This is a genomic window from Nocardia inohanensis NBRC 100128, from assembly GCF_001612945.1.
In the GTDB taxonomy this organism is placed as follows: domain Bacteria; phylum Actinomycetota; class Actinomycetes; order Mycobacteriales; family Mycobacteriaceae; genus Nocardia; species Nocardia inohanensis.
Genome location: NZ_BDBK01000003.1, coordinates 114,095 through 132,258 on the forward strand (window position 1 = coordinate 114,095; position 18,164 = coordinate 132,258).

At 69.0% G+C, this 18,164-nt stretch carries 11 protein-coding genes and 2 pseudogenes; 6 read left to right on the top strand and 7 right to left on the bottom strand.

All coding sequences use genetic code 11. The features are described from left to right. Nucleotides 1-137: 137 nt before the first annotated feature. Complete coding sequence (gene lat, locus NI1_RS11905; protein ID WP_084523036.1) at nt 138-1,478, bottom strand: L-lysine 6-transaminase; 1,341 nt, start codon at nt 1,476-1,478, stop codon at nt 138-140. A 65-nt stretch (nt 1,479-1,543) separates the two neighbouring features. Then, on the bottom strand, nt 1,544-1,996 hold the full coding sequence (locus NI1_RS11910) for an Lrp/AsnC family transcriptional regulator (RefSeq protein ID WP_067818527.1): 453 nt from the start codon (nt 1,994-1,996) through the stop codon (nt 1,544-1,546). 58 nt (nt 1,997-2,054) lie between these two features. On the opposite strand from NI1_RS11910, the gene amaB reads away from it, so the two are divergent. Next, on the top strand, nt 2,055-3,584 hold the full coding sequence (amaB, locus tag NI1_RS11915; protein ID WP_067818530.1) for an L-piperidine-6-carboxylate dehydrogenase: 1,530 nt from the start codon (nt 2,055-2,057) through the stop codon (nt 3,582-3,584). Nucleotides 3,585-3,650: 66 nt separating this feature from the next. Here amaB and NI1_RS11920 read toward each other — a convergent pair whose 3' ends face one another. The 3 genes from NI1_RS11920 to NI1_RS11930 all read right to left on the bottom strand — a co-directional run bounded on the left by NI1_RS11920 (nt 3,651) and on the right by NI1_RS11930 (nt 6,083). Continuing rightward, nucleotides 3,651-4,502 carry an SDR family oxidoreductase gene (locus tag NI1_RS11920; protein ID WP_067818534.1) on the bottom strand — a complete coding sequence of 284 codons (852 nt, stop codon included), beginning with the start codon at nt 4,500-4,502 and terminating at the stop codon, nt 3,651-3,653. Beyond that, nucleotides 4,499-5,458 carry a patatin-like phospholipase family protein gene (locus NI1_RS11925; protein ID WP_067818537.1) on the bottom strand — a complete coding sequence of 320 codons (960 nt, stop codon included), beginning with the start codon at nt 5,456-5,458 and terminating at the stop codon, nt 4,499-4,501. The genes NI1_RS11920 and NI1_RS11925 overlap by 4 nt, the downstream gene beginning before the upstream one ends. A gap of 79 nt (nt 5,459-5,537) precedes the next feature. After that, the gene (locus tag NI1_RS11930) at nt 5,538-6,083 is read right to left on the bottom strand and encodes a histidine phosphatase family protein (protein ID WP_067818540.1); all 546 of its coding nucleotides are present in this window, start codon (nt 6,081-6,083) and stop codon (nt 5,538-5,540) included. Nucleotides 6,084-6,407: 324 nt separating this feature from the next. Between NI1_RS11930 and NI1_RS40240 the strand changes: the two are divergent. From NI1_RS40240 to NI1_RS11950, 4 genes and pseudogenes are all read left to right on the top strand, one after another. Next, nucleotides 6,408-8,255: pseudogene (locus NI1_RS40240) on the top strand (DEAD/DEAH box helicase); the annotation flags it as partial. A 513-nt stretch (nt 8,256-8,768) separates the two neighbouring features. After that, a pseudogene (locus tag NI1_RS40245) lies at nt 8,769-11,591 on the top strand (Lhr family ATP-dependent helicase); the annotation flags it as partial. Between the two features lie 261 nt (nt 11,592-11,852). Further along, nucleotides 11,853-12,653: a DNA-formamidopyrimidine glycosylase family protein gene (locus tag NI1_RS11945; RefSeq protein WP_067818543.1), complete on the top strand. Its 801-nt coding sequence runs from the start codon at nt 11,853-11,855 to the stop codon at nt 12,651-12,653. An 11-nt stretch (nt 12,654-12,664) separates the two neighbouring features. Then, the gene (locus NI1_RS11950; RefSeq protein WP_067818546.1) at nt 12,665-13,306 is read left to right on the top strand and encodes an NADPH-dependent F420 reductase; all 642 of its coding nucleotides are present in this window, start codon (nt 12,665-12,667) and stop codon (nt 13,304-13,306) included. A 55-nt stretch (nt 13,307-13,361) separates the two neighbouring features. Here NI1_RS11950 and glpD read toward each other — a convergent pair whose 3' ends face one another. Continuing rightward, a complete protein-coding gene (gene glpD / locus NI1_RS11955) occupies nt 13,362-15,101 on the bottom strand; it encodes a glycerol-3-phosphate dehydrogenase (RefSeq protein ID WP_067818549.1) in 1,740 nt (579 codons plus the stop codon). Nucleotides 15,102-15,235: 134 nt separating this feature from the next. Between glpD and glpK the strand changes: the two genes are divergently transcribed. After that, a complete protein-coding gene (glpK, locus tag NI1_RS11960; RefSeq protein WP_067818553.1) occupies nt 15,236-16,732 on the top strand; it encodes a glycerol kinase GlpK in 1,497 nt (498 codons plus the stop codon). Between the two features lie 120 nt (nt 16,733-16,852). Here the strand turns inward: glpK and NI1_RS11965 are convergent, their stop codons facing one another. Further along, entirely contained in the window at nt 16,853-18,034 is a 1,182-nt protein-coding gene (locus NI1_RS11965; RefSeq protein WP_067818555.1) for an aminotransferase-like domain-containing protein, read from the bottom strand. Nucleotides 18,035-18,164 lie beyond the last annotated feature (130 nt).

Genomic DNA, 18,164 nt, shown 5'->3' on the forward strand with positions numbered 1-18,164 from the left:
CATGTGCTCGAACTTTAGGTGCGCACATGGGATTCGGCGGCGGGTTCACGGAGTGTCGCCCGGCGGCACGCGGTTCCGGCGAATGCCTCGACGGGCGCCAACCGGGCGACTCGGACATGAACCGACCGCCTTGTGGCTCAGGGCAATACGCGCTCCAGCGCATCCACGGCCTCGTCCAGTTCCGCCGTGGTTACCGTGAGCGGCGGGCGGAAGCGGATGCCCCGCTCCCCCGTGCCGAGCAGCAGCACACGCTCCTGCTCGCGCAGTGCCGTCACCACGCTGTCGCGCAGTCGCGCGGATTCGAGGGTGAGGGCGCACATCAGGCCGCGGCCGCGCGGATCGCTCACTTCGGGATGCCGCTCGGCCACCTCGGTCAGCCGTTGCAGCAGGTGCGGTCCGAGAATGCGTGCCCGATCCACCAGGTGCTCGTGCTCGATCACCTCGAAGACGCGGCGGGCGCGGACCATATCGGTCAGGTTGCCGCCCCAGGTGGAGTTCAGCCGCGAGCTGACGTGAAAGACGTTGTCGGGCACCTCATCCACCCGGCCGCCCGCCATGATGCCGCAGACCTGTGTCTTCTTACCGAAGGCGACCACGTCCGGTTGCACGTCGAGCTGTTGATAGGCCCACATGGTGCCGGTCATGCCGACGCCGGTCTGCACCTCGTCGAGGATGAACAGCGCGTCGTTGGCGTGGCACAGCTGCTGGACGGCCCGCAGGAACTCCGGCCGCAGGTGCCGGTCGCCGCCTTCGCCCTGAATCGGCTCGGCGATGAAACATGCTATGTCGTAGGGGTTTTCGGCGAAGGCGCGCTCGATCTGGTCGAGGGCGCGGCGTTCGGCCGCTTCGATATCCGGATGGTCCGGCCCGACATACGGCGTGTCGATGCGCGGCCAATCGAACTTGGGGAAGCGCGCGGTCTTCACCGGATCGGTATTGGTGAGCGAGAGCGTGTACCCGGTGCGGCCGTGGAACGCACCGGTCAGGTGCAGCACCTTGGTGCCGAGTTCGCTTGGGCGTCCGTGCATCTCGTTGTGCCGGGACTTCCAGTCGAAGGCCGCCTTGAGCGCGTTCTCCACCGCGAGTCCGCCGCCGTCGATGAAGAACAGGTGCGGTAGCCGCGGATCACCGAGGACGCGCGCGAAAGTCTCTATGAAGCGCGCCATTTCGACGGTGTAGACGTCGGAGTTGCTGGGTTTGTTCAGCGCCGCGGCGGTCAGGCTCGATAGGAACCTACGGTCCCCGGCCAGCGCCGGATGGTTCATGCCCAGCGCCGAGGAGGCGAAGAACCCGAACATGTCCAGGTAGGGGGTGCCGTCCCGCGCGTCCACCAGCCGGCGGCCGCGTGATTTGCGCAGGTCGAGCACCAGATCGAAACCGTCCGCGAGAATGCTCGCGGACAGGATGTCATGCACCCGGGCGGGGGTGATCAGTGGCGTTTCGGCAACCGCCCCGAGCCGATCGACTTCGAGCGTCACGCCGCCCAGCGTAAATGAATTTTTACGGGCACGCCCGAAAAGGCAGGAAAGATTACGGAAGTTGCCTACTTGTCATAGAATGTCTGCAAAATGATCGTGCTTCGAGTCCGGACATTTGCCGTCGCGCGGATCTCTTGCAACAGCTGCTCCAGGTGCCGGGGGGACGCCACCCGCACCAGCAGCACGTAGCTCTCGTCCCCGGCGACCGAATGGCAGGCCTCGATGCCCGGAATGTGCTGTAGCAGCGCGGGTGCGTCGTCGGGCTGCGACGGGTCGAGAGGAGTGATCGCGACGAATGCGGACAGCATCTGCCCCAGCGCCTCGGGGTCTACATTGGCCGTATAGCCGCGAATCACGCCCCGAGCCTCCAATCGGCGCACCCGCGACTGCACCGCGGACACCGAAAGGTTGGCCTTCTCGGCCAGATTCGACAACGTGGCGCGACCATCGGCAATCAGCTCACGGATCAGCAGTCGATCGATGTCGTCGAGTACGGGTTTCGCCGGTGTATCCGCCATCAGCGAAGGCTAACGCAGCAAAGAGAACTCGTGGCCGGAACCCATCCTGGAGCATGTTATGACTCTCGCACCGACCGACCTCACCTCGCGTGAGCTGCGCGACCGCACCGCCGCGCTGCTGCGCCTGCTGGGAGCGGAAATTCCCGAACCGGGCGAAATGCCTGTGCGCACACCGATCTCCGGCGGCGAGATCGCGAGCCTGCGACCGAGCTCACTCGCCGAGGTGGATGCCGCGATCGCGCGGGCGGCCGAGGCTTTCCGGAGCTGGCGCACCGTGCCCGCGCCGCAGCGGGCCGCCGTGATTCGCAGGCTCGCGGAACTGCTCGTCGCGCACAAGGCGGAACTAGGCGAACTGGTCACCCTGGAAGCGGGCAAGATCGGACCGGAAGCGCTCGGCGAAGTGCAGGAAATGATCGATATCTGCGAATTCGCCATCGGGCTGTCGCGGCAGCTGTACGGCAAGACCATGCCGTCCGAGCGCCCGGGCCACCGGCTCATGGAGACCTGGCATCCGCTCGGGGTGGTGGGGGTGATCTCGGCCTTCAACTTCCCGGTCGCGGTGTGGGCGTGGAATACCGCGCTGGCCTTGGTCTGTGGCGACACCGTGGTGTGGAAGCCGTCGGATGCGACGCCGTTGACGGCGGTGGCCTGCCATTCCCTGTTGCAGCGGGCCGCCCGCGACGTGGGCGCGGATCCCGAAGTGCACCAATTGATTCAAGGCGGGGCGGAGGTCGGCGAGCGGCTGGTCGACGATGCGCGGGTGGCATTGGTCAGCGCCACCGGATCGGTGCGGATGGGCGGCCTCGTCGCACCCCGGGTGGCGGCGCGGTTCGGGCGGTGCCTGCTGGAGCTGGGCGGCAATAACGGCGCGATCGTGACCCCTTCCGCCGACCTGGATCTCGCGGCGCGGGGCATCGTCTTCGCGGCGGCGGGCACGGCGGGGCAGCGCTGCACCACGCTGCGGCGGCTCATCGTGCACACCGATGTGGTCGGGCCGCTGCTGGACCGCGTCGCCTCGGCGTATCGCCAACTGCGCGTGGGCAATCCATTGGAGGACGGCGTGCTGGTCGGGCCGCTGATCAACGAGCGGTCGTACCTGGCCATGCGGGATGCGCTCGAGCGCGCCCAGGCCGACGGCGGTGAATTGATCTGCGGCGGTGAGCGGGTCGACGGCTTCGGCGAGGACGCGTTCTACGTCCGCCCCGCCATCGTGCGCATGCCCGCACAGACCGCGGTGGTGCGCGAGGAGACCTTCGCCCCGATCCTGTACGTGCTCACCTACCAGGACTTCGACGCCGCCATCGCCACGCACAACGCTGTCCCGCAGGGACTTTCGTCGGCCGTCTTCACCCAGAACCAGCGCGAGGCCGAACGTTTCCTGGCGGCCGACGGCTCGGACTGCGGTATCGCCAATGTCAATATCGGCACCTCGGGCGCGGAGATCGGCGGCGCGTTCGGCGGCGAGAAGCAGACCGGCGGCGGGCGCGAATCCGGCTCCGATTCCTGGAAGTCCTACATGCGCCGCGCCACCAACACCGTCAACTACTCCACCGAACTGCCACTGGCACAGGGCATTCGGTTCGAGTAATGGAGCGATGCCGCCAGCGGCAAACCCGGTCGGCCCCAACCGATTTCGGCCGGGGCCGGATCCGGGTCAGTCGCGCTTGTCGACGGTGATGGAGCGGATCTGCTCCTCGTACTGCGCGCGGGTGGACTCGTCCGAGGGATGCAGGGCGCGGTCACCGTTGAACAGGCGGCGGACCAGGCGCACCGCCGGTTCGGGGGCGGCGGCCAACGCGACCTCCACCGGAGCGAGATAGTTGGGGACGGCCACCTCGGCCCGGCGGGTGCGCACGGTCTGCACGATGGCAGCTGCCACATCCTCGGGATCGACGGTGGGCAGGCCGCTGCCGAGCTTCAGGCCCGAGGACAGGCGAGTGCGGACGGCCGAGGGCATGACGCAACTGACGCTGACGCCGTGCTCGGCGAACTCCAGGCGCGTTGCCGCAGACAGGCCGACAGCGGCGAATTTGCTGGCGTTGTAGACGGCCAGGCCCGCGATCGGGATCTTGCCCGCCAGCGACGCCACATTGACGACATGCCCCTTGCCACGGTCGATCATGCCGGGCACGACGGCGCGCATGCCGTGGATGAGGCCCCAGACATTGACGTCCATGGTGGTGTGGCCGGTGGCGTCGGGCTCCTCGAGGAAGGGTCCCGCGGGCATGACGCCGGCATTGTTGACCAGGATGTCGATCCGGCCGAGGTCGGCGACCACCTTGTCCCACCGGCCGCGATCGCGGACGTCGAGCTCGAAAGCCTTGGCGCCCAACGCCGCCGCCGCGGCCTGCCCGGCCGCGATGTCCACGTCGGCGATCGCGACCTGCGCGCCCTTGCTCGCGAACAGTTCCGCCGTCGACTGCCCGATGCCGCGCCCCGCGCCGGTGATGAGCACCCGCGCGCCGCGCAGATCGATTGCGGGATAGTTGTTTCCGAGGACGCTCACGCGAAGGCTCCCTGCTCCAGCTGTTTGCGGACGCTGATCAGACTGTGTTCGAAGGTGGCGAGGCGGCGGCGGCCGTCCATGAAGTTGGGGCCCATGACGGCGAGATCCTCGGCGGTGGCGTCCAGGCGCAGTACTTTGACCCCGGTGGCGCGCAGCAGGGCGATCTCGGCATCGAGCTTCTCGCTCATGCGGTTTCGCAGTTGCCGCTCGGCGAAATGACCGGCGCTGGGGGCGGGAACGCGGCCGGTGGACGCCATCGGGGCGATGACCACGACCTCGTCCAAGTCGGCGGGGATGAGCAGATCCACCGAGGCCGTGGAGGCCGCGCCGCCGTCGATGAAGTCGCGGCCGTCGATGGAGACCGAGGGGAACCAGCCCGGGACCGCCCACGAAGCCCGCAGTGCCGCACCGATACTCGCGTCCGGAGCCGACGGCGAACCGAAGGCGACGCGCTCGCCGGTGGCATCGTCCATGGCGACCAGCCAGGTGGCGGGGTGTTCGACCCAGCGGCGGTTCGGGTTCAGCCGGTCGGCCAGCCGTTGCAGCCAGGCCGGATCGCCGCTGCCCTGCGGCAGCAGGCCGCTGCCCGCGGTGAGCAGGGCGTGGCCGTTGCCGGGGCGGGCGAGCAGGGATCGGGCGGCGCGGGCCGGGGCGAGCAGGCGCGGGCGGGGCAGCGGCGGGAAACGGCCGGGCTCCGAACGCATATGCGCGGCGAGCACCGGGTTGGTGGTGGTGCCGCGCTGCATGTCGACCAGTTCGTCGACGCCGATGCCGCTGCCCAGCATGGTCAGCATTTCGGCCCCGGCGGAGGTGCCGATCATGACGTCGGCGGTGCGCGGGTCCCAGTTCAGTACCTCGCAGGTGGCGGCCAGTGCCGCGACGATCCACGCCGCGCCGACCGTGCCCCCGCAGCCGATCGCCAGGCCACGTCGATGTGACCCGTTCCTGTTACTCATAGTTTCGAACACTACCGGCTGCGGCGGCTCCCGCATAGTGTTCAAATACCGCCGGTATCTCAAAAGGTCACGAGTGTGCTCAGGCTCGGAAGTGCAGGGTCCATTCCCCTCGATAGTGCAGGCGGGTGACGCTGACCGGGGGAATGTCTATGCGCCAGAAGGATTTAGCCGGGGAATCCAAGGTGACCAGCAGGGCCGCGCGGATCACCGCCGGATGGGTGATGGCGATGGTCGGTTCGCCCGCGACGGCGATATCGGCCAGCCATTCCCCGGTGCGCTCGATGACGTCGACCACGGCCTCACCACCGTGGCCGCGATAGGTGGGGTCGGTGAGCCAGAGGTAGAGATCCTCCTTGGGCACCGACATGAGCTCCCCGCCGCGCCAGGCGCCGGCATCGAGATCGCGTAGTCGGTCGTCCTCCTCGCCCATCAACCCCATCAGCGCCGCGGTCTCCACGGTCCGGCGTTCGGGGGCGGTGAGGACGCGGGCGGCGTTCAGGCGGCCGATGGCGGAGACGGCGCGGCGGCCGGCCTCGGTCAGTGGTTCGTCGACCGGGAATCGTGCTTTGCGCATCGCCTCGGTCATTCCGTGACTGACCAAGTCGAGTCGTAGCACCTTCTGCACGGTTGGAAGCGTACGCGCGGCGTGGGCGGGCGTATTCCGATTGCCCGTCCTTCGCTCGGGGGCGCACGGGGCCCCCTCGTTTCGCCCCGGCGCTGCCGGCGATGCCCCGCACCGCCTCAGCATTGATGCCCCGAGGTCGCACGGGCCAAACCTCGGATTCCCGATCGGGGGGCGCGCGGGGTGGGTCGCGGTACCTATGCGGCCCGCAATCCGGACAGTCGGTTCCCCGCGCTACCTCGATCGACTCCGGAAATCGGACATGGGTGCGGTACCGGGCGGCGGGGATCGGCGATCGTGTCGGTGGGCGGGTGCAGACTGGGGAACATGGATCGGTTCTCCCCCGCCACCCGAGCATGGTTCGAGGGCGCGTTTCCCGCGCCGACGGCCGCGCAATTGGGGGCCTGGGAGTCGATCGCGGCGGGGCAGCACACCCTGGTGGTCGCTCCGACCGGATCGGGCAAGACACTGTCGGCGTTCCTCTGGGCGATCGATCAGCTGGCGACTCGGGAGCCGGTCGAAGGGCCGCGGAAGACGTCGGTGCTCTACATCTCGCCGTTGAAGGCCCTCGCGGTCGATGTGGAGCGGAATCTGCGCGCGCCGCTGGTGGGTGTCACCCAGACCGCGAAACGCCTCGGGGTGGACGCACCGGAGATCCGGGTCGGGGTGCGGTCCGGGGACACCAGCGCGGCGGACCGGCGCGGCATGCAGCGGACGCCGCCGGACATTCTGATCACCACGCCGGAATCGCTGTTCCTGATGCTGACCTCGGCGGCGCGGGAGACGCTCGATGCGGTGCAGACCGTGATCGTGGACGAGGTGCATGCCATCGCGGGGTCGAAACGCGGTGCGCACCTGGCACTTTCCCTGGCGCGGATGGATGCGCTGCGCGCCGCCGCCGGTTTCGCTCGGCCCGCCCAGCGGATCGGGCTCTCGGCCACGGTGCGGCCGCCGCAGGAGGTGGGGCGGTTCCTGGTCGGGGGCGCGCCCATCACCATCGTGGCGCCGCCCGCGCCCAAGACCTTCGATCTGTCGGTGCGGGTGCCGGTCGCCGATATGACCGAACCCGATGCGGGAGCCGAGGATTCGGACCAGCCCGGGTCGATCTGGCCGCACGTGGACGAGGCGATCGTGGATCTGGTGCTCGAGCACCGGTCGTCGATCGTGTTCGCGAACTCGCGGCGGCTGGCCGAACGGCTGACGGCGCGTTTGAACGAGGCGTACGCGGCCCGCATCGGCGAAACGGTGGAGACCGAGCACGCGCCGCCCGCGCAGCTGGGCGCCGCCACCGAGGTGATCCACGGTGCGACAACGCTTTTGGCGCGCGCCCACCACGGGTCGGTGAGCAAGGAGCAGCGCGCGCTGATCGAGGACGATCTCAAGAGCGGGCGGCTGCGCTGCGTGGTCGCCACCTCCAGCCTCGAACTCGGCATCGATATGGGTGCGGTCGAGCTGGTCGTGCAGGTGGAGGCCCCGCCTTCGGTAGCCAGCGGCCTGCAACGGGTCGGCCGCGCCGGGCATCAGGTCGGCGAGATCTCGCGCGGCGTCATCTTCCCCAAGCATCGCACCGACGTCATCCACTGCGCCGTCGCCTCCCAGCGCATGACCACCGGCCAGATCGAGGAACTCCAGGTTCCGGCCCACCCCCTCGACATCCTCGCCCAGCAGACCGTCGCCGCCTGCGCCCTGGAACCCATCGACGCCGACGCCTGGTTCGAAACCGTCCGCGCCACCGGCAGTTACGCGGCCCTCCCCCGCTCCGCCTACGAATCCGTCCTGGATCTGCTGGCCGGCCGCTACCCCTCCGACGAATTCGCCGAACTGCGCCCCCGCATCGTCTGGGACCGCGACGCCGGCTCGCTCACCGGCCGCCCCGGCGCCCAGCGCCTGGCCGTCACCTCCGGCGGCGCCATCCCCGACCGCGGTCTCTTCCCCGTTTTCATGGTCGGCGAAAAAGCCTCCCGGGTAGGCGAACTCGACGAGGAGATGGTCTACGAATCCCGCGTCGGCGACGTCTTCGCCCTCGGCGCCACCAGCTGGCGCATCGAAGAGATCACCTTCGACCGAGTCCTGGTCACCCCCGCCTTCGGTCTCCCCGGCCGCCTCCCCTTCTGGCACGGCGACTCCCTGGGCCGCCCCGCCGAACTGGGCGCGGCCCTGGGCGAATTCGTCCGCGTGGCCGGACAAGCGGTGGAACAGCACCGCGCGAATCCCACACGGCCCGGTGGCCCTGGAACCGGTCGCGCTCCGGTCGAATTGGCCACCGCGCTAGCCGAATTCGCGGGCGCGGCCGATGATCGAACCGGCTCCGAGCACCACGCCGGAACATCCCCACCGGGCGACGATACCGTGCTGAATGCATCACGCGGGCGTCGTAAGAACGAACCGCGCGAAGTCGACGGCCGGGCACCGCGCAAAGCCGGCGATACCCCCGCGGAGGGGAGCAGCCCCGACGAGGTGGCGATCGCTTCGGACGGCGTGGCTGCGAACTCGGGCGGCACGTCCGCAGGCACGGGTCGAGGCACGAGGGCGCACGCCGGCTTGGGAGATCCGACCGATGACCCGTCGGCCACCGGTCGCGGAAAGGCGCGGCGTGTCGACGGTGCGGACGGCGGGAAGCAGCGGAAGAGCGCGGCGAAATCCGCTGGGGTCCAACCCGATCCGGAGACGGAGCTGGAGCGGGTGGTGCGGGCTGCCGGGTTGGATGCGAACGCGACCGGGAACCTGGTGTCGCTGCTGGCCGAGCAGCGGGAGGCGACGGGGCAGTTGCCTACGGATCGGACGCTGGTGGTGGAGCGGTTCCGGGACGAGTTGGGGGACTGGCGGGTGGTTTTGCATTCGCCGTACGGGTTGCCGGTGCATGCGCCTTGGGCTTTGGCCGTCGGCGCTCGGCTGCGGGAGCGGTTCGGGGTGGACGCCGCGCCGACGCCGTCGGATGACGGGATCGTGGTGCGGTTGCCGGATACCACGGATGAGCCGCCGGGGGCGGAGTTGTTCGTGTTCGAGACCGATGAGATCGACGATCTGGTGACCGAGCAGGTGGGTGGGTCGGCGCTGTTCGCCTCGCGGTTCCGGGAGTGTGCGGCCCGCGCGTTGCTGCTGCCGCGGCGGGATCCGGGGAAGCGGGCGCCGCTGTGGCAGCAACGGCAGCGGGCGGCCCAATTGCTGGATGTGGCACGGAAGTTCCCGGATTTCCCGATCCTGCTGGAGACGGTGCGGGAGTGCTTGCAGGACGTGTACGACCTGCCGTCGCTGCGGGAGCTGCTGGGGCGGGTGGCGCGGCGGCAGGTGCGGCTGGTCGAGGTGGAGACCGCTACGCCGTCGCCGTTCGCGAACTCACTGCTCTTCGATTACATCGGGCAGTTCATGTACGAGGGCGACAGTCCGCTCGCCGAGCGCCGGGCGGCGGCATTGTCGCTGGATTCGAGTCTGCTGGCCGAGCTGCTCGGGCGGGTGGAGTTGCGCGAGCTGCTCGACGCGGCGGTGCTGGAGCAGACCGAACGGGAATTGCAGCGGCTCACCCCCGAACGGCAGGCCCGCGATATGGAGGGGCTGGCCGATCTGTTGCGGCTGCTGGGGCCGGTGACGGCGGCGGAAGCTACCGAACGGTCCACCGAGGATCCGCGCGCATGGTTCGGCGAACTGGTGAAACGGCATCGAGCGCTGGAGGTTTCGTTCGCCGGCTCACAGTGGTGGGTGGCGATCGAGGATGCGTCGCGGCTGCGCGACGCCCTGGGGGTGCCGCTCCCCATCGGCGTACCCGCGGCCTTCATCGAGCCGGTCGCGGACCCGCTCGGCGATCTCGTCGCGCGCTACGCCCGCACCCACGGACCGTTCACGCTGACGGCGGTCGCCCACCGATTCGGCCTCGGATCAGCGGTGGCGGCCACCGCACTGCATCGCCTCGCCCTCGAAAAGCGCGTCGTAGAAGGCGAATTCACCCCGGGATCGGCGGGCTCGGAATGGTGCGACGCCGAGGTGCTGCGCCGCCTGCGCCGCCGCTCCCTGGCCGCCGCACGCAAGGAAGTAGAACCGGTCGCGACCGCCGCGCTGGGCCGCTTCCTCCCCGCCTGGCAGCACATCGGCACCAATGAACTGCGCGGCGTCGACGGCGTAGCCGCCGTGGTGGAACAGCTTGCGGGCGTACCCATCCCGGCCTCCGCCTGGGAGTCGCTCATCTTCCCGCTGCGCGTGCGCGACTATACCCCCGCCATGCTCGACGAACTCATGGCCACCGGCGAAGTCCTGTGGTCCGGCCACGGCGCCATCACCGCCAAGGACGGCTGGATCGCCCTGCACCCCGCCGACCAAGCCGGCCTCACCCTCCCCCCGCCCGACCCCCTGGACCTCACCGAAACCCACATCAGCCTCCTGACGGCCCTGGGCGCCACCGTGATCGGCGATCCGTCAGCCGTGGCACCGCCCACGACGTCGGACCCGGCGGCCCGGCGCACCGGGCCGGAGCCGGATACCGCTCGATACGAGGTGGTTTCACCCGCCGGCGGCGGAGCCTTCTTCTTCCGGCAGCTGGTGGACGCCACCGGCGTGGATGACGAGTCGGCGGTGGTGACCGCGCTGTGGGAGCTGGCATGGGCCGGGTACGTCGCCGGTGACACCTTCGCGCCGGTCCGGGCGCTGCTGGCGGGCACCACCCGGACGACCACGGCGCATCGGACGCCGCGGCGGGCTCCGCGCGGGCGAATGTATCTGCCGCGCACGGGCGCTCCGGTGCGGACGAGTCCGCCACAGGCAGCAGGGCGGTGGTCGCTGCTGCCGGATCGGGTGGCGGATCCGACGATTCGCGCGCACGCGACGGCCGATGTGCTGCTGGAGCGATACGGCGTGCTGACGCGCGGATCGGTGCAGAGCGAAGGCGTGCCGGGTGGGTTCGCGCTGATGTACCGGGTGCTCACCGAGTTCGAGGATCGCGGGCGATGCCGGCGTGGATACTTCGTGGATTCGCTGGGCGGCGCGCAGTTCTCGACCACCGATGTGGTGGACCGATTGCGCTCTTTCGACTCCGATCGAGTATCCGGCCCGGCGGACGTCGACGCGTACGGCGGCCGAGCCGCGGAGGGGCAGCGTTCGAGCGCGATCGGCGCCTACCGCGCAGGCGGCAGCCGGGCGGCAGCCGGTAGGTCGGTCGCGCTGGCGGCGTGCGATCCGGCGAATCCGTATGGGGCGGCACTCCCTTGGCCGAAGGCGCCCGGGGAGGGCGCCGGTCATCGGCCGGGGCGGAAAGCCGGCGCGGTGGTGGTGCTGGTGGGCGGCGAACTGGTGCTCTACCTCGAGCGTGGCGGAAAGACACTGCTAACTTTCACCGAAGACCCCGGAATCCGGACGGATGCGGCGGCGGCATTGGCCGGGCTGGTGCACGACCGCCGGGTCGATTCACTGGTCATCGACCGGGTGAACGGTGAGTCGGTGCACGGCAACACCTTCGCGGAGTTCCTGGCGGCAGCCGGATTCGCCGCAACGCCGAAGGGTTTCCGACTACGGAGCAAGCCGTGATGCGCCATTCCCGGCCGCAAGCTCCCCGGGCCTCGCGGCCCGCGGAGTTCCGCCGCGCACCGCAGCCGGCAACGCCGAACTTGCGATCCCGTTGCGCGCCGAGTCCGGCCGTCCGCGGTGGGTGGGCAACCGGACATGACCGATCGCATCCGGCTGGTCGGCTCGGTGAATTGGGATTTGCCGGCGCCTCGGCTCCGAAGCCGTCCGCGGCCGGAGCCCGGCGGTCGGGTGAGCCGACGACGCCGCGGGAGGGGCGGAGCCATGCCTGAGGGCGACACCGTCTACCTGGCTGCCGCGCGGTTGCGCAGAGCCTTGGCCGGGAAAACCCTGTCTCGCAGTGACTTCCGGGTGCCGAGGTACGCGACGCTCGATCTGCGGGGGCAGGTGGTGGAGAGTGTCGGGTCGTACGGGAAGCATCTGTTCGTACGCACACCCGAGCTGAGCATTCACACCCATCTGAAGATGGAGGGGGTGTGGCGGGTGTACTCGCCAGGGCAGCGCTGGACCAAACCCGGATTCACCGCGCGGTTGATCCTGGCGACGGATGATGCTGAAGCCGTGGGGTTTTCGCTCGGGTTGGTCGAAGTGCTGCGGCGGGCGGACGAGCACACGGCGATCGACCATCTCGGGCCGGATCTGCTCGGGCCGGATTGGGATGCGGCGGAGGCGGTTCGCAGGTTGGCCGCGCAGCCGGAGCGGCCCGTCGGGTTGGCGCTGCTCGACCAAAGGAATCTGGCGGGGATCGGCAATATCTATCGCAGCGAGGTCTGTTTTCTGCGGCGCGTGCATCCCGCTACCCCGGTCGGGGAGATCGCCGACCTACCGGGTCTGGTCGAGCAGGCACACCGGTTGCTCGGCGAGGCGGTGCGCAAGCCCCCTCGGCGCACCTTGGTTTACGGCCGTCAGCGCCGCCCCTGCCCACGCTGCGGCACCAATCTGGTCGTGCACCTGCTGGCCGACGACGGCGACGGGACTCGCGCTGATCGCGGGATCTATTTCTGTCCGCGCTGCCAGGTTCGGCCCACAGTGAACGGTGTCGCGGAACCGAGTGAACCGGCCTAGCCTCCCTGGTTATGAAAATCGGAATCCTTGGCACCGGCAATGTCGGCCGCACCATCGCGGCCCGGCTGGTCGAACTCGGCCACGACGTGGTGATCGGCACGCGTGACGTCGCCGCCACGGAAGCCAAAGCGGACGAGCCGTTCCCGGCGGCGCTGGTCACCGCACCCGAGGCGGCCGCGCACGGCGAACTGGTGATCAACGCGACCGCGGGGCAGGTCAGCGTCGCCGCGCTGCACGGCGCGGGTGCGGAGAACCTGGCCGGCAAGGTGCTCATCGACATCTCGAACCCGCTGGATTTCTCCAATGGTTTCCCGCCCAGCCTGTCGGTCTGCAATACCGATTCGATCGGTGAGCAGATCCAGCGCGAGTTCCCGGCCGCCCGCGTGGTCAAGACGCTGAACACGGTCACCGCCGAGATCATGGTGTACCCGGCCAAGCTGGCCGACGGTGATCACACCATTTTCGTATCCGGCGACGACGCCGACGCCAAGCAGACCGTCTCCGGCCTGCTGCGCGAGTTCGGCTGGCGCGACATCGTCGACGTCGGTGACATCACCACCGCGCGCGGCACCGAAATGCTGCTGCCGCAATGGGTTCGGCTGATGGGCGCGCTCGGCGGCACCGGGCGGTTCAATTACAAGCTCGTCCGCTGAGTCCCGACGAGCAGCGCCCCGCACCTCGACGGTGCGGGGCGCTTTTCGTGCGCTGTCAGTCCTTGTCGGTCGTGACCGGGTCCAATACCTCGCGCCGCGCTTCCGGTGCTTCCAGCCGCAGCGCTTCGGCCGAGGCGTCGTCGGCCTGGGTCTGGGATTCGACCTCGGCCTTGACGCGCGCGGTGTAGACCGACACCTCGCGGGCGATATCGGCGTCGGACCAGCCGAGCACCGGCGCGACCAGCCGCGCCACCTCCTCCGCGGAATCCACCCCGCGATGCGGGTATTCGATGGAGATGCGGGTGCGGCGGGCCAGGATGTCGTCCAGGTGCAGGGCGGCCTCCGCGGCGGCGGCGTACACGGCCTCCACGCGCAGATATCCCGGCGAGTCCGTGATCGGTTGCAGCAGTTCGGGTTTGCCGTCGGCGAGGCTGATCACCTCGTCGATCAGCGATCCGTAGCGATTCAGCAACTGCTGCACCCGGTACGGGTGGATCCCGTATTTCTCCGCCAGGTGCGGGGTCTGGTTCATCAGCGCGTAGTAGCCGTTCGCGCCCAGCAGCGGCACCTTCTCGGTGACGCTCGGCGAGACGCGACGCGGAATGTCCTGTGCCGCTTCGTCGACGGCGTCATAGGCCATCACCCGATAGGTGGTGTACTTGCCGCCGGCGATGGCGACCAGCCCGGGCGCGATGCGCGCGACGGCGTGCTCGCGCGACAGCTTCGAGGTCTGATCGCTCTCCCCCGCCAGCAGCGGCCGCAGTCCCGCGTAGACGCCGCTGATATCGGCGTGCGTAATGGGCGTGACCAGCACCTTGTTCACATGCTCGAGCAGATAGTCGATATCGGATTTGGTCGCCGCCGGGTGCGCCAGATCGAGATGCCAATCCGTATCGGTGGTGCCGATGATCCAGTGATCGCTGCTCCACGCGATGACGAACAGCACGCTCTTCTCGGTGCGCAGAATGATCGAGGTATCGCTGGCGATGCGGTCGCGCGGCACCACGATATGCACACCCTTGGACGCTCGCACATGGAATCGTCCACGCTGATTCGCGAGACCCTGGAGTTCATCGGTCCAGACGCCGGTGGCATTGATGACCACGCTGCCGCGCACCTCGGCGGTCCGGCCGTCCTCACTGTCGCGCACCTTCACCCCGACCACCCGATCCGCCTCCCGCAGGAAGCCGACCACCTGGGTCGAAGTGCGTATCGCCGCACCGTATTTCGCGGCCGTGCGCGCCACGGTCATGGTGTGGCGGGCATCGTCGACCACGGTGTCGTAGTAGGTGACGCCGCCGGTGAGCGCGTCCCGCTTCAGCCCGGGCGCCAGCCGCAACGCACCCGATCGGGTCAGATGACGCTGTCCCGGAACGGATTTCGCGCCGCCCATATTGTCGTAGAGGGTGAGGCCCGCGGTGACATAGGGCCGCTCCCAGCCGAAATGGGTGAGCGGATAGAGGAATCGCAGCGGCTTCACCAGATGCGGGGCCAGGGTGGACAATGCCAGCTCACGCTCCTTGAGCGCCTCGCGCACCAGGCCGAATTCCATCATCTCCAGGTAGCGCAGGCCGCCGTGGAACATCTTCGAGGAGCGGCTGGAAGTGCCCGAGGCCAGGTCGCGAGCCTCCACCAGGGCGACTTCGAGCCCGCGGGTGGCGGCGTCCAGGGCGATGCCCGCGCCGACCACGCCGCCGCCGATCACGACGACATCGAAGGTGTCCTTACCGAAGCGTTCCCAGGCGGCCTCCCGCGCCTCGGGACCGAGGAATAGCGACTGCGGTTTGTTCGTCATGCTCGACTCCTCCAGAGAGTGCGCGCCCGGCTATCCTCTAGCAACCGTAGCCCACCCTAGCCTCCCCCGGTGCGACCCGCGATGCCGCGGTGTCATGGCCCCGGACCCGGCCGGTTCTGCGCTAGCCTGCCGGAATGCGTCGCTATGTTGCCGCCATCGATCAGGGCACGACCTCGAGCCGGTGCATCGTCTTCGACCAGAGCGGGAGGGTGGTCGGGGTCGCGCAACGCGAACACGAGCAGCTCTTCCCGCAGCCCGGCTGGGTCGAGCACGATGCCGAAACCATCTGGCGCAATACCGAATCCGTGATCTCGGAGGCGCTCGAGAACTGCGGGATCGGGGCCGGTGATATCGCGGCGGTCGGCGTGACCAATCAGCGCGAAACCACCGTGGTGTGGGAGCGATCGACCGGCAAACCCATCTACAACGCGATCGTCTGGCAGGACACCCGCACCGCCGCGCTCACCGAAGAACTCGGCGGCAGCGAAGGACCCACCAAATACGCCGATCGCACCGGACTCCCGCTCTCCACCTACTTCGCCGGGCCGAAACTGCGCTGGATCCTGGAGCAGGTGCCGGGCGCACGGGAACGCGCCGAGGGCGGCGAACTGTGTTTCGGCACCATGGACAGCTGGATCCTGTGGAATCTGACCGGACAGCACATCACCGATGTCACCAATGCCTCACGCACCATGCTGATGGATCTGCGCACGCTGCAATGGGATACGCGGATCTGCGCCGATTTCGGGGTGCCGCCGGTGATGCTGCCCGAGATCCGCAGCTCCTCGGAGGTGTACGGGGAGATCACCACCACCGCGCTGGCCGGGGTGCCGGTGGCGGGCATCCTGGGCGACCAGCAGGCCGCGACGTTCGGGCAGGCGTGCCTGTCGCCCGGCGACACCAAGAACACCTACGGCACCGGCAATTTCATGCTCATGAACACCGGCACCACCCCGGTCTTCAGCGAGCACGGACTGCTCACCACGGTCTGCTACCGGCTCGGCGAGGACCAGGCCGTCTATGCCCTGGAGGGTTCCATCGCCGTCACCGGATCGCTGGTGCAGTGGCTGCGCGACAATCTCGGCCTGATCGGCAATGCCGACGAGATCGAACCCCTGGCCCGCACCGTCAGCGACAACGGCGGCTGCTACATCGTGCCCGCCTTCTCCGGGCTCTTCGCGCCCCGCTGGCGTCCGGACGCACGCGGCGTCTTCGCGGGCCTCACCCGCTTCGTCAACAAGGGTCATATCGCGCGAGCGGTGTTGGAGGCCACCGCATTCCAGACCCGCGAGGTCATCGACGCCATGCGCGCCGACGCGGCCGCTCAGCGCCTCGACGTCGAGAAGGTCACCCTGAAGGTGGACGGCGGCATGGTCGTCAACGAACTGCTCATGCAATTCCAGTCCGACGTCCTCGACGCGCCGGTCATCCGCCCGGTCGTGATCGAGACCACCGCGCTCGGCGCGGCCTACGCGGCCGGACTCGCCGTCGGCTATTGGGCCTCCACCGACGATATCCGCGCCAACTGGGCCGAGGACAAACGTTGGACACCCGCCATGCCCGCCACCGAGCGCGACCATCTCATACAGGAGTGGAACAAGGCCGTCGAACGCACTTACAACTGGGTCTGAACCCCACTGCGCTGCAACCCTTTCGGCAGTGCGAACCGCCGCACCGGCCGTCCGGCGCACTCCGACCTCGTCATCCCGGCGTATTCGTGGCCGGGATGGCTGGGAGCAGACGCACCCGGGTCAGGATTCGCTGTGCGCCTTGGCGAGTCGGTCGACGGCCTCTTCCAGCGCCGGAACATCGGAGGTGGTGAAGCACAGGCGCATGGAGTGGGTGTAGTCGGTGGAGACGGCGAAGGCATTACCGGGGACGTAGGCGACGCCCGCCTCCAGGGCGCGTGGGAGCAACGCCTGGGTGTCGGTGCCGTCGGTGAAGTCGACCCACACGAACATGCCGCCGGCGGCGTCGGTGCTGGAGACACGGTCGCCGAAGCGGGCGCGGACGGCGTCCACCAGGGCGCGGGCGCGAGTGCCGTAGACGGCGCGGATCGAATCCACGTGGGCGGCAAGCCAATCGGTGTCAGCGAGCAGGTCGGCGGCGATCTGCTGGGTGAAGGCGGAGCCGCAGAGGTCGGCGCCCTGCTTGAGGAGTTCGACGGCGCGGCAGACGCGGGTGGGGGCGACCATCCAGCCGGCACGCAGCGTGGGAGCCAGGATCTTGGAGGTGCTGGAGAGCCGAATCACATTGGGCGAGTACGTCGCAACCGGATCCGGGGAGGGCTGATCGAACCAGAGTTCGCCGTACGGGTCATCCTCGATCACCCAGAAGCCGTACGTATCGGCCAGCGCACCGAGCTCCGCGCGCCGCTGCGGGCTCATGGTGACGCCACCCGGATTGTGGAAGTTGCTGACGGTGTGGACGACGGCGGGGCGCTCCCCGGCGGCGAGCAGCTCGCGCAGCGCGTCCAGGCGCATCCCCTCGGAATCCAATGGGACGGCGACGATTCGAGCCCCGGCGGCATGGAAGACCTGTAGCGCACCGACATACGCGGGGTCCTCCACCACAACCAGCGCGCCCGGATCGAGCAGCACCTCGGCCAGCAGCGACAGCGCCTGCTGCGAGCCATGGGTCACGAAGACTTCGTCGACCGAGACCGGACGGCCCATGCGAGCGGACTCCCGCGCGGCCAGCACCTCGCGCAGCGGACCCCAGCCCGGCGACTCGGTGTATTGCAGACGCGACCGATCCGCGAGCGCGGCTTCGGCGGCTACCGCTATCCGATCCCGCGGCATGAGCTCGGCATCCGGCAAACCACCGGCCAAGCTGATGATGTCGGCGCGCGCGGTCAACTTGAGCAGATCGCGGATGGCCGAGCTCCGCATGCCGTCGAGCCGCTTGGCCAGCGGCGGGATGGGCTGCGACATGGAACACCTCCGAGGTAAACCGGGGTACGCGAAATTCCACTGTGTCACAATGCGACCAGAATATGAAATCGATATCCCACATTCCGAGATGGCTGATACGCCTCCGGCGCGCTACGAACTCGCTGCCCAC